Raw genomic sequence first — 16,099 nt, forward strand, 5'->3', positions numbered from 1 at the left:
GGGCTTTTTCATGCGTAGCAGGGGGTCAGGCGGCGTTACGTAGCGAAATCCGTCACCGCATCTCGATGGGTTTCGTACCTCTACCCATCCGATGTCCTGCGTCCAGGTTCCTTGCCGACGCGTGTCAGACGCCATATCCCCCGTCCACCGCCAGCACCTGGCCCGTGGTGTAGCCGGCGCGGCTGGAGGCCAGGAAAGCCACAGCCTCGGCCACCTCCTCTGCCATGCCCCAGCGCTTGATGCAGAGCTTGCCCTGCACCGCCTGCTTCCACTGCTCGTCGAACGTGCCGTCAGCCCAGAGGCGATGGAAGATACCGGCATCGATCACACCGATGGCCACGCTGTTGGCACGGATACCGAAACGCCCCTCCTCCTTGGCGATGCCCTGGATCAGCGACTCGATGGCCGCCTTGGGCGCCACCGACAGCACGTCGCCCTCCGGCCAGCGGAACAGTCCGGCCGAGCTGATGTGCACGATGGAGCCGCCGCCGTGGGCGCGCATGTGCGGCAACACGCCGAGCACGAGGTTGAGGAAACCGTTGAGGTCGGCATCGATCACCCGCTTCCATTGCGCCAGGTTCAGTTCGCTGATCTTCGGCTGGGCAATATCCGACCCCGATGCCACCACCAGGGTATGGATACGCCGTCCTTCCGTGAGCTTCTGCAGGCTGGCGGTGACCGAGGCCTCGTCGCCGAGGGTCAGTTGCAGCGCTTGTGCATTGCGCCCGCGTTCACGCACTGCGGCCACCACAGCTTCGGCGCGAGTGGTATTGCAATGATAGGTCAGCACCAGGTCCGTGCCGGCATCGGCCAGGCGCTCGCAGATTGCCTGGCCCATGCCACCGCTGCCGCCCACTACCAGGGCGACGCCTTCGGGGAATGCTTCACGAGTCATGAGTGTTCCTTCTTTTTGTGGGATGAACTCGGAGATAGAGGCTGCTGGCTGGGGGGGCGAAATCATTGCCTATGTCTGCATTACGTGGTGCACGCAGCTGCATGGCCCGTAGGAGCTGGCTTGCCGGCGAATGGCCCCGTTTCGCTGGCAAGCCAGCGCCTACAAGGCTCTTGGCCCGAGGGTAAATCTCTCGCAACAGCTAACGCAGACATCGCAAATTCTTCGCCCCTACCGGAAGACCGCCGGCTGGTTAAGCACACAACGAATTCCACCGGGGAGCCCCATGCTGGCCACACACTGGTTGCAGTGGGTACAGGCACTGCGCCAGGTCGCGCCTTGATGCTGCAGGTGATGCGGCAGGTGCGGGTCATTGAGCAAGGCGCGCCCAAGGGCGAGAAAGTCGAAGCCTTCCTCCACCGCCCGCGCCATACCTTCGCCGCTGGCCACGCCACCCAGGTAAACCAGCGGCATGCTCACGGTGCGCCGCATCTGCCGGGCCAAATCGAGGAAGTAGAGTTCCTCGAAGGGCAGGTCGGGGAAGCTGGCGCCGCCAAACCACTTCATGGCGGTGCGTTGCAGCGGGTTCTTCTCCAGCGGCACCATCTGCGCCAACGGGCTCGCGCCCCGGAAGAGAAACATCGGCGTGCGGCTGACCAGCCCGCCACTCATGACGACGGCGTCCAGCCCCGCCTCTTCCAGCAGGCGCGCGGCCTGGCAGGCTTCTTCGATCTGTAGGCCACCGGCAAAGCCATCGCTGAGATTGAGCTTGGCCAGAATCGGGAAATCGCGCCCCACCACACCCCGCACCGCCGCCAGCACCTGCAGTGGTAGGCGCATGCGGTTCTCCAGCATGCCGCCGTAGGAATCGCGACGCTTGTTCAGGGCCGGCGAGATGAACTGGCTGAGCAGGTAGCCATGACCCATGTGGATTTCGATGGCATCAAAACCCGCGTCGCGGACCAGGCTGGCCGCCGCGGCGTACTCAGCGACCGTGCGGCCGATATCGGCGATGCTCATGGCACCTCCGAATGGAATGCCGGAGAACAGCCCGTACGGGTTGATGCAGGTGCTGGGACCGCGCGGCCGTGGAATGTTGAGCGGACGATTGCGGCTGAAGTAGCCGCAGTGGGCGAGCTGGGCGGATATGGCGCCCCCCTCGGCATGCACCGCAGACGTCAGGCGCTGCAGCTGCGGGAAGATGCCGGCGTGCATCCACATCTGATCGGGAAAGGTCAGGCCGTCGGGCGAGACGCCGCAATAGGCAACGGTGGTCAGACCGACGCCGCCGCGAGCCATGGTCGCGTGATGCTCGATCAGGTCGTCGCCGGGAACCCCGCCGGGGCACATGCCTTCGAAGGTGGCCGTCTTGATCAGTCGGTTGCGCAGCTGAAGGCCGGCCAGTCGAGCCGGCTTTAGCAGGCTGTCGAGGTACGGGTTCATGCCTGCTGCCGATCGAAGGGGACGAATTCGGCGACTTCCAGCTCGAAGCCGGACACCGCCTTGTAGCTCACAGGGAAGCTCAGCAGGCGCATCTTGCGAACGCCGACGTCCCGCAGGATCTGCGCGCCGATCCCCAGCGCGCGCTGCGGAAAGCTTGGCGGGCGAGGCTTGTACGCGCCCTGCTGGAGCTGTTCGATCAAGGCGGCCGGCGTTTCCTGATGGGCCAGCAGCACCACGACGCCGGCGCCTTCCTGCGCCACCTTCGCCAGGGAGCGTTCGAGGTTCCACTGGTCGGGATGGCTGTCCAGCAAGTCGCGCAGGGTTTCCGCAGCCTGCACCCGCACCAGTGTCGGCCGGTCGCGGCGGATTTCGCCACGTACCAAGGCCAGGTGCAGTTGCCCCTGGTAGTCGTCCAGGTAGGTGACGACGCGGAACTCGCCGTGACGGGTCTGGATCGGGTACTCGCCCGAACGGCGGATGGTGCCCTCGTGGAGGATGCGGTAGTGGATCAGGTCAGCAACGCTGCCCAGCGGCAGACCGTGCCGTTGCGCAAAGTCGCGCAGGGCCAGGCCGCGTGCGGGTTCGCCGTCTTCGTCGAGTATGCTCACCAGCACCGCGGCGGGCATCAGTCCGGCCAGGCGTGCCAGGTCGCAGGCCGCCTCCACATGGCCGGCGCGCTGCATCACCCCGCCGGGTTGCGCACGCAGGGGGAAGATGTGGCCGGGCTGTACCAGGTCGGTCGCGGTGCTGTTCGGGTCGACGGCCACTGCGATGGTGTGGGCGCGGTCGGCCGCGGAGATTCCGGTGGAAACTCCGCTGCGGGCCTCAATGGAGAGGGTGAAGCCCATGCCGTGACGGGCTCGCGAGTTGGGCACCATGAGTTCCAGGCCGAGGGCCTGGCAGCGCTCTTCGGTCAGGGCCAGGCAGATCAGCCCACGCGCCTCGCGGGCCATGAAGTTGACGGCGGCAGCATCGGCGCGACCGGCGGCGATCACCAGCGAACCTTCGCCATCTCCCTCGTCGTCGGTGACCACCAGCATAGTGCCGCTGGCCATGGCCTCGATCAGTCGTTGCGGGCTGTCCATGGAGTGCCCCTTCAGTTCAGCGCGTGGCGCAGGTCGGCCGCGGCGGATTCCAGCACGGCCTGAGCGCCGGAGACGAAAGCAGCCATGCTGATGAAGCCGTGGATCATGCCCGCGCAGCGTTCCAGCCGGGTCTTCACTCCCGCCTGTTCGAGGCGCCGGGCGAAGGCCTCGCCCTCATCGCGCAGCGGGTCGTACTCGGCACTGAACACCGTGGTCGGCGGCAGGCCGGCCAGTTCCTCGGCACGCAGCGGCGAGGCCAGGGCATCGTCGCCCTGCTCCGCGCGTGGCAGGTACTGCCGCCAGAACCATTGCATCTGTTCGCGGGTGAGGAAGTAGCCTTCGGCGAACTCGCGCTGGGAGGCGCTCTCGCAACGGGCGTCGGTGGCCGGGTAGAACAGGCACTGCGAGGCGATGCGCGGGCCCTTGCGGATCTGCGCCAGGCGGCTCACGGCAATGGCCAGGTTGGCCCCGGCGCTGTCACCGGCAAGGGCCAGGCGGCTAGCGTCGAAGCCCAGTTCACGGGCCCGCTCCACCAGGTCGCAGGTGGCGCGGTAGCAATCATGCGGGGCGGCCGGGAAACGATGCTCCGGGGCCAACCGGTAGCCCACCGAAACCACCACGGCGCCGGTCAGGCGGGCCAGGCTGCGGCAGAGGTTGTCGTGGGTATCGAGATTGCCGATGACGAAGCCGCCGCCGTGGAAGAACACCAGCAGGGGCAGGTCCTCACGGTCTTCCGGACGATAGAGGCGCGCGTCCAGCTCGCCCTCGGCGCCCGCCAGGCGCAGGTTGCGCACCTCGAACAGGCGCTCGCCGGGCATGGGCGGCATCAGGTTGTCGGAGAACTGGCGGTACTGGACCGGGTCGAGTTGGCTGTAGTCCGGCTGCGGCATGCCGCTGAACTGCTGGAGCACGGCGGCGATCTGGGGGTCGAGGGACATGCTGGATTTCCTTAGGCGTCGGCCATCTGGAAGACCGGATTGGTCTCGTCGAGGATGCTGGACAGGCGCCGTTCCAGCGCCGGTTTGAAATTCTTGTGGGGCAGCAGCCAGAAGCGCCCGGCCTCGAGGCCGGCAAACACTTCGCGGGCCAGTTCGCGCGGGTCCATGCCCTGGCGGATGCTGCTGTCGAGCAGGTCATCGAGCTGTTGCGTGGCGGCGCCGCCAGCCTCGTTGGAGGCCATGATGTCGCTGGCCACCGGCCCCGGGCAGAGCACGGCCACCGCCACCTGTGACTGGAGCATGGCCAGTTCGTAGTGCAGGGTCTCGGAGAGCGCCACCACCGCCTGCTTGCTGACGGTGTAGGGGCCGAGCATGGGGCTGCAGATCAGCCCGGCGAGGGACGCGGTGTTGACCACCCGGGCCGGCCGTTGCTGGCCGAGCAACAGCGGCACGAAACTGCGGACACCATTGATCACGCCGCCCAGGTTGATGGCCAGCAGACGCTGCCACTGGGCGCTGTCGATTTCCCAACTGAAGCCGGTCTGCATCACACCGGCGTTGTTGAACAGCAGGTCGACGCCGCCAAAGCGCTGCACGGCGAGATCGCGCAGGGCATCCACCTGCTTCGAGTCACCCACATCGACCACCAGGCTGGCAACTTCCACGCCCTGCCCTTGCAGCCTTTCGGCTAGGGCCGTGAGGCGCTCGCCGCTCACATCGCTCAACACCAGGCGCAAGCCACGCGCGCCGGCTTCCTCCGCCAGACCACGACCAATGCCACCGGCCGCTCCGGTGATCACCGCCACCTGGCCCCGTTCGATTCGCATGGGTGACTCCCCTTCCTATTGTTGTAGTGCTCGCCAGTAGAGCCGCTTCAGTCCGGTCGGCCATCGTCCGTGCGGACGAGGGCACGTTCAGCCGGCGACCTGCAGCACCTGCTTGCGCCGCACCCGCCCCTGCTGGAGACTTTCGTGGGCACCGGCCACTTCGGCCAGTGGCAACAGGTCGATGGCAGGCGGACGCACCCGCCCGGCGGCCAGCAGGCTGGCGATGCGCCCCAGCAGCTCGCCGCTGGGCATGCGGCTGTAGGCCATCGCCGTGCGCAGCCCGCGCTGGGCCGCCGCGGCATGGTCGGGGCCGGCATCCCCCGGCGCCAGGGTGAGAATGGCGACCAGGATGCCGCCCGGCCGCAACAGGTCGAGGCCATTGGGCAGGCTGCCGCCGCCGATGCAATCGAGCACCAGGTCAACGCCGTCCGGCGCCCATTGGCGCAGGGTCTTGTGGATATCTCCGGTGCGGTAGTCGATGGTGCATTCGGCACCCTGGGCTCGCGCCTGCCTGGCATTGTCCGCGCCGCAGGTGGTGGCGATGCGCGCTCCGGCGCAGCGGGCGAACTGGATGGCAAAACCGCCCACCGCGCTGCCGCCGCCGTGGATCAGCACGGTCTGCCCGGGCACCAAGCCACCTTCGTCGAACAGGCCGGTCCAGGCTGCCAGGGCCGGGGTCGGTACGGCCGCTGCGGCGGCGAAATCGAGGTTGTCCGGCATGGGCACCAGCGCGGCACGGGACACGCAGGCGTACTCGGCGTAGGAGCCCCACTTGCCGGCACCGACATCGCTCTGGGCAAACACCCGGATACCGAGCGGCAGGTCCTCGACGCCCTCGCCCAGGGATTCGACCGTGCCGGCCAGATCGAAGCCGAGCACGAAGGGGAAACGATAGGTGAGGAAGGCTCCGAGGTAGCCCTCGCGGCATTTCCAGTCCGCAGGATTGACCCCGGCGCAGACCACCCGGACCAGGACTTCGCCGGGGCCGGGTTGTGGGCGGTCGACTTCCTTCAGTTGCAACACCTCGGCTCCGCCGAGGCGTTCGATGACCACTGCGCGCATGCGAGTCTCCCGGTCAGTTGTCTGGATTTGAGGCGGCCCGGCCAAGCAGGCTGGACTGCAAGGGGCAGAAGGCATGGGCGATGGCGTCCACCGTCCAGTCCGGGCAGTCGGGGTCGAACCAGCGGTCCACCCAGGCCCAGTGATAGGGGTGAATGAGGTACTCGCCCAGCAGGTCGTCGACACAGGCGAATTCCTGCTGCCAGACATGGGTCCAGCGCCCCGGCGTCGAGACCCGGGCGAGCTGCCAGTTGCGGATGCCACCGATGTAGTCCGGCATCCGCAGCAGGTCCCGCTCCAGGGCCGCGCGCTGTTCGGCCGTGGCCTGCGGGCGAACCCGCAGTAGCAAGGTGCGCCAGATGCCACCCGTCAGGCCCGGCTCGCGCAAGCCACCACCAATGCGCCGGTACGCCACGCGGTCGACGCCGGCAATGCCGGGTAGCTCACCGAGCACGCTATCCAGGTTCGCCGGCGCCGTATCGGCAAACAGCAGGTCGAGGGTGCAATCGGCGGCCCCCCAACTGCCAGGCAGGTTGCGGCCAAACCCGAAATACAGGAGACCGGACAAAGCCTGGAGGTGCTCACGCAATCGGTTTTCGAATTCCACGGGGTCAACGCCGCCGGACAAGTTCAGCTGCAGCGATTCACTCGACATCGGGAGCCTCCAGGGGGTGGTCCGCCGATCCGAGCACATGGCGGCGACGGCAACTGCCGCCCTCCTCCACCAGGTCCCAGAAGGCACGTACCTCGGCGCCTGCGGCGCTGCGCATGGCGTAGTAAGCCGGGACATCGGCCACGCGCCAGAGCAGCCAAAGGGTATTGGGCTGCCCCGGCACCACGACCGGCGGCGACACCCAGCGCTGTTCCAGGGTCAGGCCCCGACCGGAGCAGGCCGGCAGGTAGAGCCTGTCCAGCGCCTCCAGCACCTGAGCGACGCGCCCGGCGACGAGCGGAATCTCATCGAGTATGTGGATCACCTTCAGGCGCCCCTGATTGTTGTTCTGCCGCGCAGTAAAACCGGGGGACAGTTCGGGGCCATCGTCCGATCAGACGATGCCGGGAAATGCTGGCACCGCAGAATCCCGTCAGTGCATGTGCCGCAGCGGCTCTCAGAAGCCGGATGCAGCCCACGAGAACCCTGATGGGAGAACAAGAAGATGAGTACCCTGCACCGAATCGAAACCAAGCAACTGGAACCGCGTTTCGCCCGTGGCTGGCATTGCCTGGGGCTGGCCGGGCAGTACCGCGATGGCAAGGCCCACCGGCTGGATGCTTTCGGCACCCGCCTGGTGGCTTTTGCCGGGGAGGATGGACAGATCCGCATCCTCGACGGTTACTGCCCGCACATGGGCGCCGACCTGAGCCAGGGCTGCGTCGAAGGTGATGCCATTCGCTGCCCCTTCCATGAATGGCGCTGGCGCGCCGACGGCGTGTGCGACGACATTCCCTACGCCAAGCGCATTCCGCCCCGCGCGAAGATCAAGTCGTGGCCGGTACTGGAACAGAACCAGCTTTTGTTCGTCTGGAACGACCCCGAGGGCAACCCGCCCATTGCCGAGCAGGCCATTCCGCGAATCGACGAATGCTTCAGCGACGAATGGGCCGACTGGGAAGTGGCCGAACTGAAGATCGACACCAACTGCCGTGAGCTGATCGACAACGTCTCCGACATGGCGCACTTCGATTCCGTACACGGCACCGACCTCAACCACTTCAGCAACACCTTCGAAGGCCACAAGGCGGTGCAGGTGATGCGTGGCAGCAGTGCCCGGTTGTCCGGCGAAAGTGAACTGACCACGGTCGCTACCTACTACGGCCCGGCCTACCAGATCACCGAGATGACCGGCGCTATGGACGGCGTGCAGATCCACTCCATCCTGCTCAACTGCCACGTGCCCATCGACTTGCACAGCTTCACGCTGCGCTACGGCGTACTGGTGAAGAAGGTTCCTGGTCTGACCGAAGAGCAGAACCGCGAGATGGCCAAGGCCTATGTGGCCCAGGCGCAGGCGGCCTTCTATGAAGACGTCGCCATCTGGCACAGCAAGACCCGTGTGGACAACCCGCTGCTGTGCGACGGCGATGGCCCGGTCTATCAGCTGCGCAAGTGGTACGACCAGTTCTACACCGATGTCGCCGAACTGCCCGCCAACATCAAGGAGCCACGCTCCTTCGTCGTACTGGATGAAACCGAAACCGCCTGAGTCCGGACTGGGCCGATCGTCTCCCGATCAACGGGGGACGATCCAGCTTGATGAACCATCCCATAAGCCGGTAAGAAGCTCCCTACAAAAATAAGAAGCGGTTCAGATATGGCACACACTCCCTTGCTCGACGAATTCAGTGAGATGCTCGGCAACCTCTACCAGGGGCCATTGGAAGACGTCCCATGGGCGACATTCCTCAATCAACTGAACCTGTATCTGCACAGCAAGTACGTCACCTTCATCCTGCGCCCTCCAAGCGAACATGCCGAAGGTCTGATGGTGAACACCACCGGCAGCTCTTCGGAAGTAACGGCCTCCTATAACAAGCACTTCTTCGCCCTCGACCCTTTCGTCGACTTGCCCAACCGCCAGGTGGTCACCAGTGGCGAGTTCCTCTCGCGCCAGGAGTGGGTGGAGTCGGAGTTCTACAAGAGCTTCCTGGAGCCCGTCGGGGTGTTTCACATCCTCGGTGCCGACATCCGCACCAGCGACGGCGCCCAGTGCCGCATTCGCATCAGCCGCGGCCCGGAGGAGCCTGACTTCACCGAGGACGACAAGGCCCTGGTGGCGCGGTTCATTCCGCACCTGGAACGCTCGATCAAGATTCATATGCAGCTCAACCGCATCGAGACCGAGCGTAACCTCTACGCTGGCGCCGTGGACCAGTTGGCGGTGGGCACCATCATCCTCGACGAAGACGGCAAGGTGCTGCAGACCAACCGCGTTGCCGAGCGCCTGCTGCATGACAAGGACGGCCTCAAGCTGGTCAATGACGGCCTGCAGGTGGGCAACCCGCGCGACACTCAGGAGTTCCGCCGGCTGGTGAAGCAGGCCCTGCAGTCGCAGAAGAACAACCTGCCTTCGGTGGTGGAGGCGCTGCGGGTCCAGCGGCCATCGGGCAAGACAGACCTGGGCATCATCGTGCGTTCAGTACCGCTGTCGGCCTGGAACGAGGGCAAGCAGTGCCCCTCGGTGGTGATCTTCATCAGCGACCCGGAGCAGGAGTCCAGCGCACCCCAGGAGATCGTCAAGGCGCTGTTCGACCTGACCCCGGCGGAGGCGCAGCTGGCCATGCTTCTGGCCAACGGCCTGACCCTGGATGAAGCCTCCGACGCCCTCGGCATCAGTCGCAACACCGCGCGGGCGCATCTGCGCTCGACCTTCTCCAAGACCGGGGTCACGCGGCAGACCATGCTGGTGCGGTTGATTTTGCGAAGTGTGGCGACACTGGGTTGAGCCCGTCGGCACCGGGTCGCCGGGTGGAAATCCGTCATGGGATTTCCACCGATTCAAAACCGGGCCCCTCCCGCGATTCGGATGATGGGGATTTCTCCGTTGCGCCGACGGGTGGATAGAACGCGCTGCCCACCCAACGGGACGGTCCCGCCGACCCTCGCCGTGCTAGTCCATCCAGACGATGCCCCGACACCCAATGCGCGCGACGCTCTGCCTGGTCACGCCACGGGAGCCCGCCATGCGCAGCTTGCCCACCATCCTGAAGACCGAACTCCTGGCCAAGAGCGACTGGTTCCAGATCGAAGCTCTGCACCTTGAATTCAGCAACGGCCAGCAGCGGATCTATGAGCGCCTGCGTGGCTCCGGCTACCAGTCGGTGATCGTGGTGGCACAACCCGATCCCGACCATGTCCTGCTGGTGCGCGAGTACGCGGTGGGGGTCGAGCAACGGGTCCTGGGTCTGCCCAAGGGCGGCGTCGAAGGCGACGAAAGCCCGGAGCAGGCCGCCACTCGCGAACTCATGGAGGAGGTCGGCCTGCGTGCCAACCGAGTGCAGGAACTGGGCTTGCTGACCCTGGCCCCCGGCCACCTGTGCCACAGCTGCCGCGTGGTACTGGCCGAAGACCTCCAGCCCTGTACAGCCGAGGGTGATGAACCGGAACCCCTGGAGGTCGTGCGCGTACCCGTATCGAAGCTGCCGGCCCTGGTGGCTTCAGGAGAGCTGCAGGAAGCACGCGCCATTGCTGCGCTGTTCATGGCACTTAGTCGGCCAATCCGACATCTAGTCCATTCGGACGAGGCGGCCTGTCGCAGCGGTTCCTAGTCTTGCCCCAAACAACATGTCCCTCCTGTGTAGAGGAATGACCATGAAAACAAGAAAAAAGCTGTACCTCGCCCTTGTCATCTGCGGCTTCGGCGCTGCCTACACCGCCATGATCATGCGTCCCCTGCCACCGACGCTGGCTGCCACGCAATACTGCCCGCCCGCCTACCCTAGCTGTTTCATGCCAGTTCCAACCATTGGAACGATGCTGCCCTGAGCGGACGCTGTCAGCTCTGAGCCACACTGAGCGGCCAACCCGCTCGACGCCCGCGACCGGATGCCGCACAGCTGCCACGGATTCTGCTGTCAGGTGCCCAATTCATGCGCCTTGCGGCCTGGCGCCCTGTTCCGAAACATCTGATATGGTTTTTACCGGCTGATCTGAATCTGTTTTGCCCATCAGTGCCTTCCTATAGTCCGTCTCGCCGTAACAGCCTGATGGGCACTGATCATGAGCGAGAGAATCCCGGCGCAGGTCATTGAGGTAGCTCCCTCCCTGCCGCCCGCTGCAAGCAAACCCCTTTCCGCCTCCAACGGACCTGTCCACACCCGCCGCTTCACAGGTTTCTACCGAGACCTGCGCCGCCTTGGCGCGGGGCTCCTGTGCCTGCTCTTCTTCGGCACGCTGTGGCTCGACTGGGATGGCCGCCAAGCGGTGCTCTGGAGCCTGGAGCAAAGCAAGTTCTTCATCTTCGGCGCCACTTTCTGGCCCCAAGACTTCATTCTGCTGTCGGGGCTGTTGATCATCTGCGCCTTCGGCCTGTTCTTCATCACGGTGTTCGCCGGTCGTGTCTGGTGCGGCTACACCTGCCCGCAGAGCGTCTGGACCTGGATCTTCATGTGGTGCGAGCAGGTCACCGAGGGTGACCGAAACCAGCGCATCAAGTTGTCCGCCGCGCCCTGGAGCCTCAACAAGTTCCTGCGGCGCACGGTCAAGCACAGCCTCTGGCTGGCGATCAGCCTGGCCACGGCCATCACTTTCGTCGGCTACTTCACCCCGGTGCGCGAACTGGTGGCCAACCTGATCACTTGGGAGATCGGCGGCACCGCACTGTTCTGGGTGATCTTCTTCACCGCCGCCACCTATATAAATGCAGGCTGGATGCGCGAGCAGGTGTGCATCCATATGTGCCCTTACGCCCGTTTCCAGAGCGTGATGTTCGACAAAGACACGCTGATCGTCTCCTACGACGCCAACCGCGGCGAATCCCGCGGCCCACGCAAGAAGGGCAGTGACCCGAAGACCCAGGGCCTGGGCGACTGCATCGACTGCCAGATGTGTGTACAGGTCTGCCCCACCGGCATCGACATCCGCGATGGACTGCAGATCGCCTGCATCGGTTGCGCAGCCTGCATCGATGCCTGCGACTCGATCATGGACCACATGGGGTACGCCCGTGGCCTGGTGGGCTACAGCTCGGAACGCGCGCTGGAAGGCGGCAAGACCCGGCTGCTGCGTCCGCGCCTGATCGGCTATGCCGTCGCCCTGCTGCTGATGATCGTCGTCCTGGCCTGGATGGGCGCGACCCGTTCGCAGCTGTCGGTGGATGTGATCAAGGACCGCGGCATGTTCCGCGAGAATGCCGCCGGCGAGATCGAGAACATCTACAACCTCAAGCTGATCAACAAGACCCAGCGGGAACAGCGTTACGTGGTGGAACTTGAGGAGGTCCCGGGTTTCCGCCTGCAGGGCGAGCACGAAGTGAACATCGGCGCGGGCGAGATCGTGTCGCTGCCAGTCTCGGTTGCACTGACCGACGACAGCGGCCCCGCCGGGTCGCGTCCACTGCGCTTCGTGGTGCGCAGCCTGGATGAACCGGGCACCATAACCAGCGCCAGCAGCACCTTCGTCAGTCCGAGGCGCTGACGCATGGCCTGGGATGATGGCGGCGAACACGTCGAGCGCTTAGAGTTGGGCACCAGCTGGCCGCTACCCAACCAGGAAAAGATGAAGCGCTACGAGAAATTCGCTGACGACATCGCCGAACTGATCCGCACCGGGGTCCTGGCCCCTGGGCAGAAAGTACCCTCGGTGCGCCACGCCAGCTGCACCTACGGTGTAAGCGCATCCACGGTATTCCAGGCCTACTACTTGCTGGAAAGCCGCGGGCTGATCATGGCCCGCGCGCGCTCCGGCTACTTCGTCTGCGAACACGTGCGCCGGCCGCTGCCGGAGCCGCAGCCAGGCCCACGGGAGGCGGCGACCACGGAAGTAGACGTCAGCGAACTGGTGTTTTCGGTGCTGAGTTCCATCAAGGACCCGGACACGGTGCCCTTCGGTTCGGCCTTCCCCAGCCCTGAGCTTTTCCCCCTACAGCGCCTGGCCCGCTCCATGGCCCACGCGGTTCGCGAGATGGACCCGCGCTCCACAGTGGCCGATATGACCCCGGGTAATCATGCCCTGCGCCGACAGATCGCCCTGCGCTACATGGTCGGCGGCCTTCCGCTGCCCATCGAGGAACTGGTGATCTGCAACGGGGCGCTGGAAGCACTCAATCTCTGCCTGCAGGTCGTGGCCCGTCCGGGCGACTTGGTGGCCATTGAGGCACCGGCCTTCTATGCCAGCCTTCAGGTGCTGGAGCGGTTGAAGCTCAAAGCCGTGGAAATCCCCGTGCACCCGCGCGACGGTATCGACCTTCAAGTGCTGGAGGACAGCCTTGAGCGGCTGCCGATCAAAGCCTGCTGGTTCATGAGCAACTTCCAGAACCCGCTGGGGGCAAGTCTCTCCGAAGACAAGAAGCGCCATCTGGCGGCCCTGCTCGCCAAGCACCAGGTGCCGATGATCGAGGACGATGTCTACGCCGAGTTGTACTTCGGCCAGCAGGCGCCCAAACCGGTGAAGGCGTTCGACAGCGAAGGTCTGGTGATGCACTGCAGCTCCTTCTCCAAGAGCCTGGCGCCCGGCTACCGGGTTGGCTGGGTGTCCGGTGGACGATTCGCCGGGCAGATAGAACGGCTGAAGCTGATGACCAGCATCTCCGCCTCGGTGCCGGCCCAGGCGGCCATCGCCGACTACCTGCAACACGGCGGCTACGACCGTCACTTGCGCAAGTTGCGCTACGCCCTGGAAAGCCAGCGCAACGCCATGCTGGCCGCTGTGGCCCGGCACTTCCCTGAAGAAACCCGCGTCAGCCGGCCCGAAGGGGGCTACTTCCTCTGGCTGGAATTCCCCGAGCAGGTAGATTCTCTGCGCCTGTTCCAGCTCGCCCTGGCCCAGGGCATCAGCATCGCTCCGGGGCCGATTTTTTCTGCAACACGGCGTTTCGGCCATTGCGCCCGCCTCAACTATGGTCATCCCTGGAGCAACTCCAGCGAGCAGGCGATGGAAACTCTCGGCAGGATTATTCGGTCTCTTATGGGCAATCCCTGATTCCCGGAGAATAGATATCCTTCACGCTCATGGGATTCTTCTGTAATGGAGCTTTCCCGTTTGCTTGTTATACTTCCTAATGTTCGTTCCGGGCCTTCAGAGAAATCGACTTCTATTCCCGGAACTGTCGCAGGGTCTTTCCGTAGTGCGTAGGAAAGTCCACCGTAGTTGCGACCATCGAACTTTGTCCTACAAGAAGGCCGCGACGACGGCCTCGACCGGGCGACTGACGCTATGGGGGCCGAGACCTCTAGATCGCCCGTTCTACCTTAAGACCATTGATCAAAGAGACGGAAAAACCACGTGACGAAAGACGAACTGCGCGCCGAACTTGAGCGCCAGGCGCAACGTTACAAGGATGTATACGGCGGCGAGGTCACAACCTATGCCGCTCAAAGGGATCCTGAGCGCAAGCCTTGGCGCAAGAAACCCAGCCTGCTCGACAAGAGCTTCGAGAAAGAGCTCGAGAAGATCGAGAAAGAGCTCAGAGAGGAACCCTGACAATTTGTCGCACCCGGTCAGTTGGGAAATCTTCCGTATAGATTTGCGACAACTTGAGTAGGAAATGCCAGGAGCCGCTCGACGCCCGGGTCTGGGCGACGACCGGTTTTCTGGCATAATCGCGGCCCCTCCATGAGCCAGTCACAAAACTTTCATGTTCGATCTATTCAGCGGGCTAGATGCCTGGCTGGTGCTGAGCCTCTGTCTCGCCCTGGCATTCGTTCTGACCTTCGAGTTCATCAACGGTTTCCATGACACCGCCAACGCGGTGGCCACTGTCATCTACACCAAGGCCATGTCGCCCTACCGGGCGGTGATCCTCTCGGGGATCTTCAACTTCCTCGGTGTGTTGCTAGGCGGCGTCGGCGTGGCGTATGCCATCGTCCACCTGCTGCCGGTGGAGCTGCTGATCAACGTCAATACCGGCCATGGCCTGGCCATGGTGTTCAGCCTGCTCACCGCGGCCATCGCCTGGAACCTGGGCACCTGGTACTTCGGTATCCCGGCTTCCAGCTCGCACACCCTGATCGGTTCGATCCTTGGGGTCGGCCTGGCCAACGCACTGCTCACCGACCTGCCCCTGGGCGAAGGTGTGAACTGGGGCAAAGCCATCGACATCGGCCTGTCGCTGATCTTCTCCCCGGCGGCCGGTTTCCTGGTCGCAGCCCTGCTGCTGCTGGGCCTGAAGTGGATGTACCCGTTATCGAAGATGCACAAGACGCCGGAAACCCGTAAGGAGCTGGACGAGAAGAAGCATCCGCCCTTCTGGAACCGCCTGGTCCTCGTGCTTTCCGCTATGGCCGTGAGCTTCGTTCACGGTTCCAACGACGGCCAGAAAGGCATCGGCCTGATCATGCTGGTACTGATCGGTATCGTTCCGGCCAAGTTCGTGCTGGACCTCAATAGCACCACCTACCAGATCGAGCGTACCCGCGACGCGGCGAATCACCTGAGCCAGTTCTACCAGCGTCACACCGACACCCTTGGAGAGATGCTGGCCCTGGGCAAGAGCAATGGCAGCGAGATGCCGCAGCTCTATCGCTGTGATCCGAAGCAGACCGAGCCGACCATCAACGCCCTGCTCCAGAAGCTCAACGGCGTGGCCAACTACAACGACCTGAACGACGACACTCGCGTCGAGGTGCGCCGCTACCTGCTCTGCCTGGACGACACCGCCAAGAAGGTGGGCAAGCTCTCTGAACTGCCGGCTCGCGAAAAGGCCGACCTGGAGAAGCTGCGCAAGGACCTGACCGCCACCACCGAGTACGCCCCGTTCTGGGTGATCCTGGCCGTGGCATTGGCACTGGGCATCGGCACCATGGTTGGCTGGAAACGCGTGGTGCGCACCGTCGGCGAGAAGATCGGCAAGCAGGGCATGACCTATGCCCAGGGCATGAGTGCCCAGATCACCGCCGCATGCGCCATCGGCATGGCCAACATCTACAGCCTGCCGGTGTCCACCACCCATGTGCTGTCCTCGGGCGTCGCCGGTACCATGGTCGCCAACCGCAGCGGCCTGCAAGGCGGGACTGTGCGCAATATCCTGATGGCCTGGGTGCTTACCCTACCCACCACGATCCTGCTCTCCGCAGCGCTGTTCTGGGTGGCCATTACCTTTATCGTCTGATCCGGACGAGCTTGAAGAAGGGCGCCCTCGGGCGCCCTTCTTCGTTTGGCTGTTGCGAGAAATTTCCCATTCGGCCAAGAGCCTTGTAGGA

General features: G+C 64.5%; 16 protein-coding genes and 1 pseudogene. 8 read left to right on the forward strand and 9 right to left on the reverse strand.

The features are described 5' to 3' along the window. Positions 1 to 124: 124 nt before the first annotated feature. From AAHM40_RS22690 to AAHM40_RS22725, 9 genes and pseudogenes are all read right to left on the reverse strand, one after another. Positions 125 to 895: an SDR family NAD(P)-dependent oxidoreductase gene (locus AAHM40_RS22690; protein ID WP_342246687.1), complete on the reverse strand. Its 771-nt coding sequence runs from the start codon at positions 893 to 895 to the stop codon at positions 125 to 127. Between the two features lie 228 nt (positions 896 to 1,123). After that, positions 1,124 to 2,335 carry an NADH:flavin oxidoreductase gene (locus AAHM40_RS22695; protein WP_342246688.1) on the reverse strand — a complete coding sequence of 404 codons (1,212 nt, stop codon included), beginning with the start codon at positions 2,333 to 2,335 and terminating at the stop codon, positions 1,124 to 1,126. Beyond that, positions 2,332 to 3,420 carry a 3,4-dihydroxy-2-butanone-4-phosphate synthase gene (gene ribB, locus AAHM40_RS22700; protein WP_342246689.1) on the reverse strand — a complete coding sequence of 363 codons (1,089 nt, stop codon included), beginning with the start codon at positions 3,418 to 3,420 and terminating at the stop codon, positions 2,332 to 2,334. The genes AAHM40_RS22695 and ribB overlap by 4 nt, the downstream gene beginning before the upstream one ends. 11 nt (positions 3,421 to 3,431) lie before the next feature. Continuing rightward, positions 3,432 to 4,358 carry an alpha/beta hydrolase gene (locus AAHM40_RS22705; protein WP_342246690.1) on the reverse strand — a complete coding sequence of 309 codons (927 nt, stop codon included), beginning with the start codon at positions 4,356 to 4,358 and terminating at the stop codon, positions 3,432 to 3,434. Between the two features lie 11 nt (positions 4,359 to 4,369). Next, positions 4,370 to 5,185, reverse strand: a complete 816-nt coding sequence (locus AAHM40_RS22710) for an SDR family NAD(P)-dependent oxidoreductase (protein ID WP_342246691.1) — start codon at positions 5,183 to 5,185, stop codon at positions 4,370 to 4,372. Between the two features lie 87 nt (positions 5,186 to 5,272). Next, positions 5,273 to 5,905, reverse strand: a complete 633-nt coding sequence (locus AAHM40_RS27360; RefSeq protein WP_446731607.1) for a zinc-binding dehydrogenase — start codon at positions 5,903 to 5,905, stop codon at positions 5,273 to 5,275. A gap of 51 nt (positions 5,906 to 5,956) precedes the next feature. Beyond that, a pseudogene (locus AAHM40_RS27365) lies at positions 5,957 to 6,112 on the reverse strand (alcohol dehydrogenase catalytic domain-containing protein); the annotation flags it as partial. 148 nt (positions 6,113 to 6,260) lie between these two features. Next, on the reverse strand, positions 6,261 to 6,899 hold the full coding sequence (locus tag AAHM40_RS22720; protein WP_342246693.1) for a Dabb family protein: 639 nt from the start codon (positions 6,897 to 6,899) through the stop codon (positions 6,261 to 6,263). Continuing rightward, positions 6,889 to 7,221, reverse strand: a complete 333-nt coding sequence (locus AAHM40_RS22725) for a hypothetical protein (RefSeq protein WP_342246694.1) — start codon at positions 7,219 to 7,221, stop codon at positions 6,889 to 6,891. Before AAHM40_RS22725 ends, AAHM40_RS22720 begins: the two co-directional genes overlap by 11 nt. A gap of 180 nt (positions 7,222 to 7,401) precedes the next feature. On the opposite strand from AAHM40_RS22725, the gene AAHM40_RS22730 reads away from it, so the two are divergent. The 8 genes from AAHM40_RS22730 (at position 7,402) to AAHM40_RS22765 (ending at position 16,008) form a co-directional block, all read left to right on the forward strand. Beyond that, positions 7,402 to 8,448, forward strand: coding sequence for a Rieske 2Fe-2S domain-containing protein (locus AAHM40_RS22730; RefSeq protein WP_342246695.1), 1,047 nt, complete (start codon positions 7,402 to 7,404; stop codon positions 8,446 to 8,448). 108 nt (positions 8,449 to 8,556) lie between these two features. Continuing rightward, entirely contained in the window at positions 8,557 to 9,687 is a 1,131-nt protein-coding gene (locus AAHM40_RS22735) for a LuxR C-terminal-related transcriptional regulator (protein ID WP_342246696.1), read from the forward strand. 238 nt (positions 9,688 to 9,925) lie between these two features. Then, complete coding sequence (gene nudE / locus AAHM40_RS22740) at positions 9,926 to 10,510, forward strand: ADP compounds hydrolase NudE (protein ID WP_342246697.1); 585 nt, start codon at positions 9,926 to 9,928, stop codon at positions 10,508 to 10,510. 43 nt (positions 10,511 to 10,553) lie between these two features. Beyond that, positions 10,554 to 10,727 carry a hypothetical protein gene (locus AAHM40_RS22745; protein ID WP_342246698.1) on the forward strand — a complete coding sequence of 58 codons (174 nt, stop codon included), beginning with the start codon at positions 10,554 to 10,556 and terminating at the stop codon, positions 10,725 to 10,727. 234 nt (positions 10,728 to 10,961) lie between these two features. Then, positions 10,962 to 12,377, forward strand: a complete 1,416-nt coding sequence (ccoG, locus tag AAHM40_RS22750) for a cytochrome c oxidase accessory protein CcoG (protein WP_342246699.1) — start codon at positions 10,962 to 10,964, stop codon at positions 12,375 to 12,377. A gap of 81 nt (positions 12,378 to 12,458) precedes the next feature. Further along, positions 12,459 to 13,880, forward strand: coding sequence for a GntR family transcriptional regulator MpaR (gene mapR / locus AAHM40_RS22755; protein WP_342246702.1), 1,422 nt, complete (start codon positions 12,459 to 12,461; stop codon positions 13,878 to 13,880). Between the two features lie 303 nt (positions 13,881 to 14,183). After that, a complete protein-coding gene (locus tag AAHM40_RS22760) occupies positions 14,184 to 14,381 on the forward strand; it encodes a hypothetical protein (protein ID WP_028628576.1) in 198 nt (65 codons plus the stop codon). Positions 14,382 to 14,535: 154 nt separating this feature from the next. Beyond that, complete coding sequence (locus AAHM40_RS22765) at positions 14,536 to 16,008, forward strand: inorganic phosphate transporter (protein ID WP_342246700.1); 1,473 nt, start codon at positions 14,536 to 14,538, stop codon at positions 16,006 to 16,008. The last annotated feature ends 91 nt before the right edge of the window (positions 16,009 to 16,099 follow it).

This window comes from Pseudomonas sp. OTU5201 (assembly GCF_038440135.1).
Classification (GTDB): Bacteria; Pseudomonadota; Gammaproteobacteria; order Pseudomonadales; family Pseudomonadaceae; genus Metapseudomonas; species Metapseudomonas resinovorans.

Excerpts from the sequence above, each read along its gene's own strand:
- AAHM40_RS22690 (WP_342246687.1), bottom strand. The coding sequence starts at position 895 with ATGACTCGTGAAGCATTCCCCGAAGGCGTCGCCCTGGTAGTGGGCGGC.
- AAHM40_RS22695 (WP_342246688.1), bottom strand. The coding sequence starts at position 2,335 with ATGAACCCGTACCTCGACAGCCTGCTAAAGCCGGCTCGACTGGCCGGC.
- ribB (WP_342246689.1), bottom strand. The coding sequence starts at position 3,420 with ATGGACAGCCCGCAACGACTGATCGAGGCCATGGCCAGCGGCACTATG.
- AAHM40_RS22705 (WP_342246690.1), bottom strand. The coding sequence starts at position 4,358 with ATGTCCCTCGACCCCCAGATCGCCGCCGTGCTCCAGCAGTTCAGCGGC.
- AAHM40_RS22710 (WP_342246691.1), bottom strand. The coding sequence starts at position 5,185 with ATGCGAATCGAACGGGGCCAGGTGGCGGTGATCACCGGAGCGGCCGGT.
- AAHM40_RS27360 (WP_446731607.1), bottom strand. The coding sequence starts at position 5,905 with ATGCCGGACAACCTCGATTTCGCCGCCGCAGCGGCCGTACCGACCCCG.
- AAHM40_RS22720 (WP_342246693.1), bottom strand. The coding sequence starts at position 6,899 with ATGTCGAGTGAATCGCTGCAGCTGAACTTGTCCGGCGGCGTTGACCCC.
- AAHM40_RS22730 (WP_342246695.1), top strand. The coding sequence starts at position 7,402 with ATGAGTACCCTGCACCGAATCGAAACCAAGCAACTGGAACCGCGTTTC.
- AAHM40_RS22735 (WP_342246696.1), top strand. The coding sequence starts at position 8,557 with ATGGCACACACTCCCTTGCTCGACGAATTCAGTGAGATGCTCGGCAAC.
- nudE (WP_342246697.1), top strand. The coding sequence starts at position 9,926 with ATGCGCAGCTTGCCCACCATCCTGAAGACCGAACTCCTGGCCAAGAGC.
- AAHM40_RS22745 (WP_342246698.1), top strand. The coding sequence starts at position 10,554 with ATGAAAACAAGAAAAAAGCTGTACCTCGCCCTTGTCATCTGCGGCTTC.
- ccoG (WP_342246699.1), top strand. The coding sequence starts at position 10,962 with ATGAGCGAGAGAATCCCGGCGCAGGTCATTGAGGTAGCTCCCTCCCTG.
- mapR (WP_342246702.1), top strand. The coding sequence starts at position 12,459 with ATGAAGCGCTACGAGAAATTCGCTGACGACATCGCCGAACTGATCCGC.
- AAHM40_RS22765 (WP_342246700.1), top strand. The coding sequence starts at position 14,536 with ATGTTCGATCTATTCAGCGGGCTAGATGCCTGGCTGGTGCTGAGCCTC.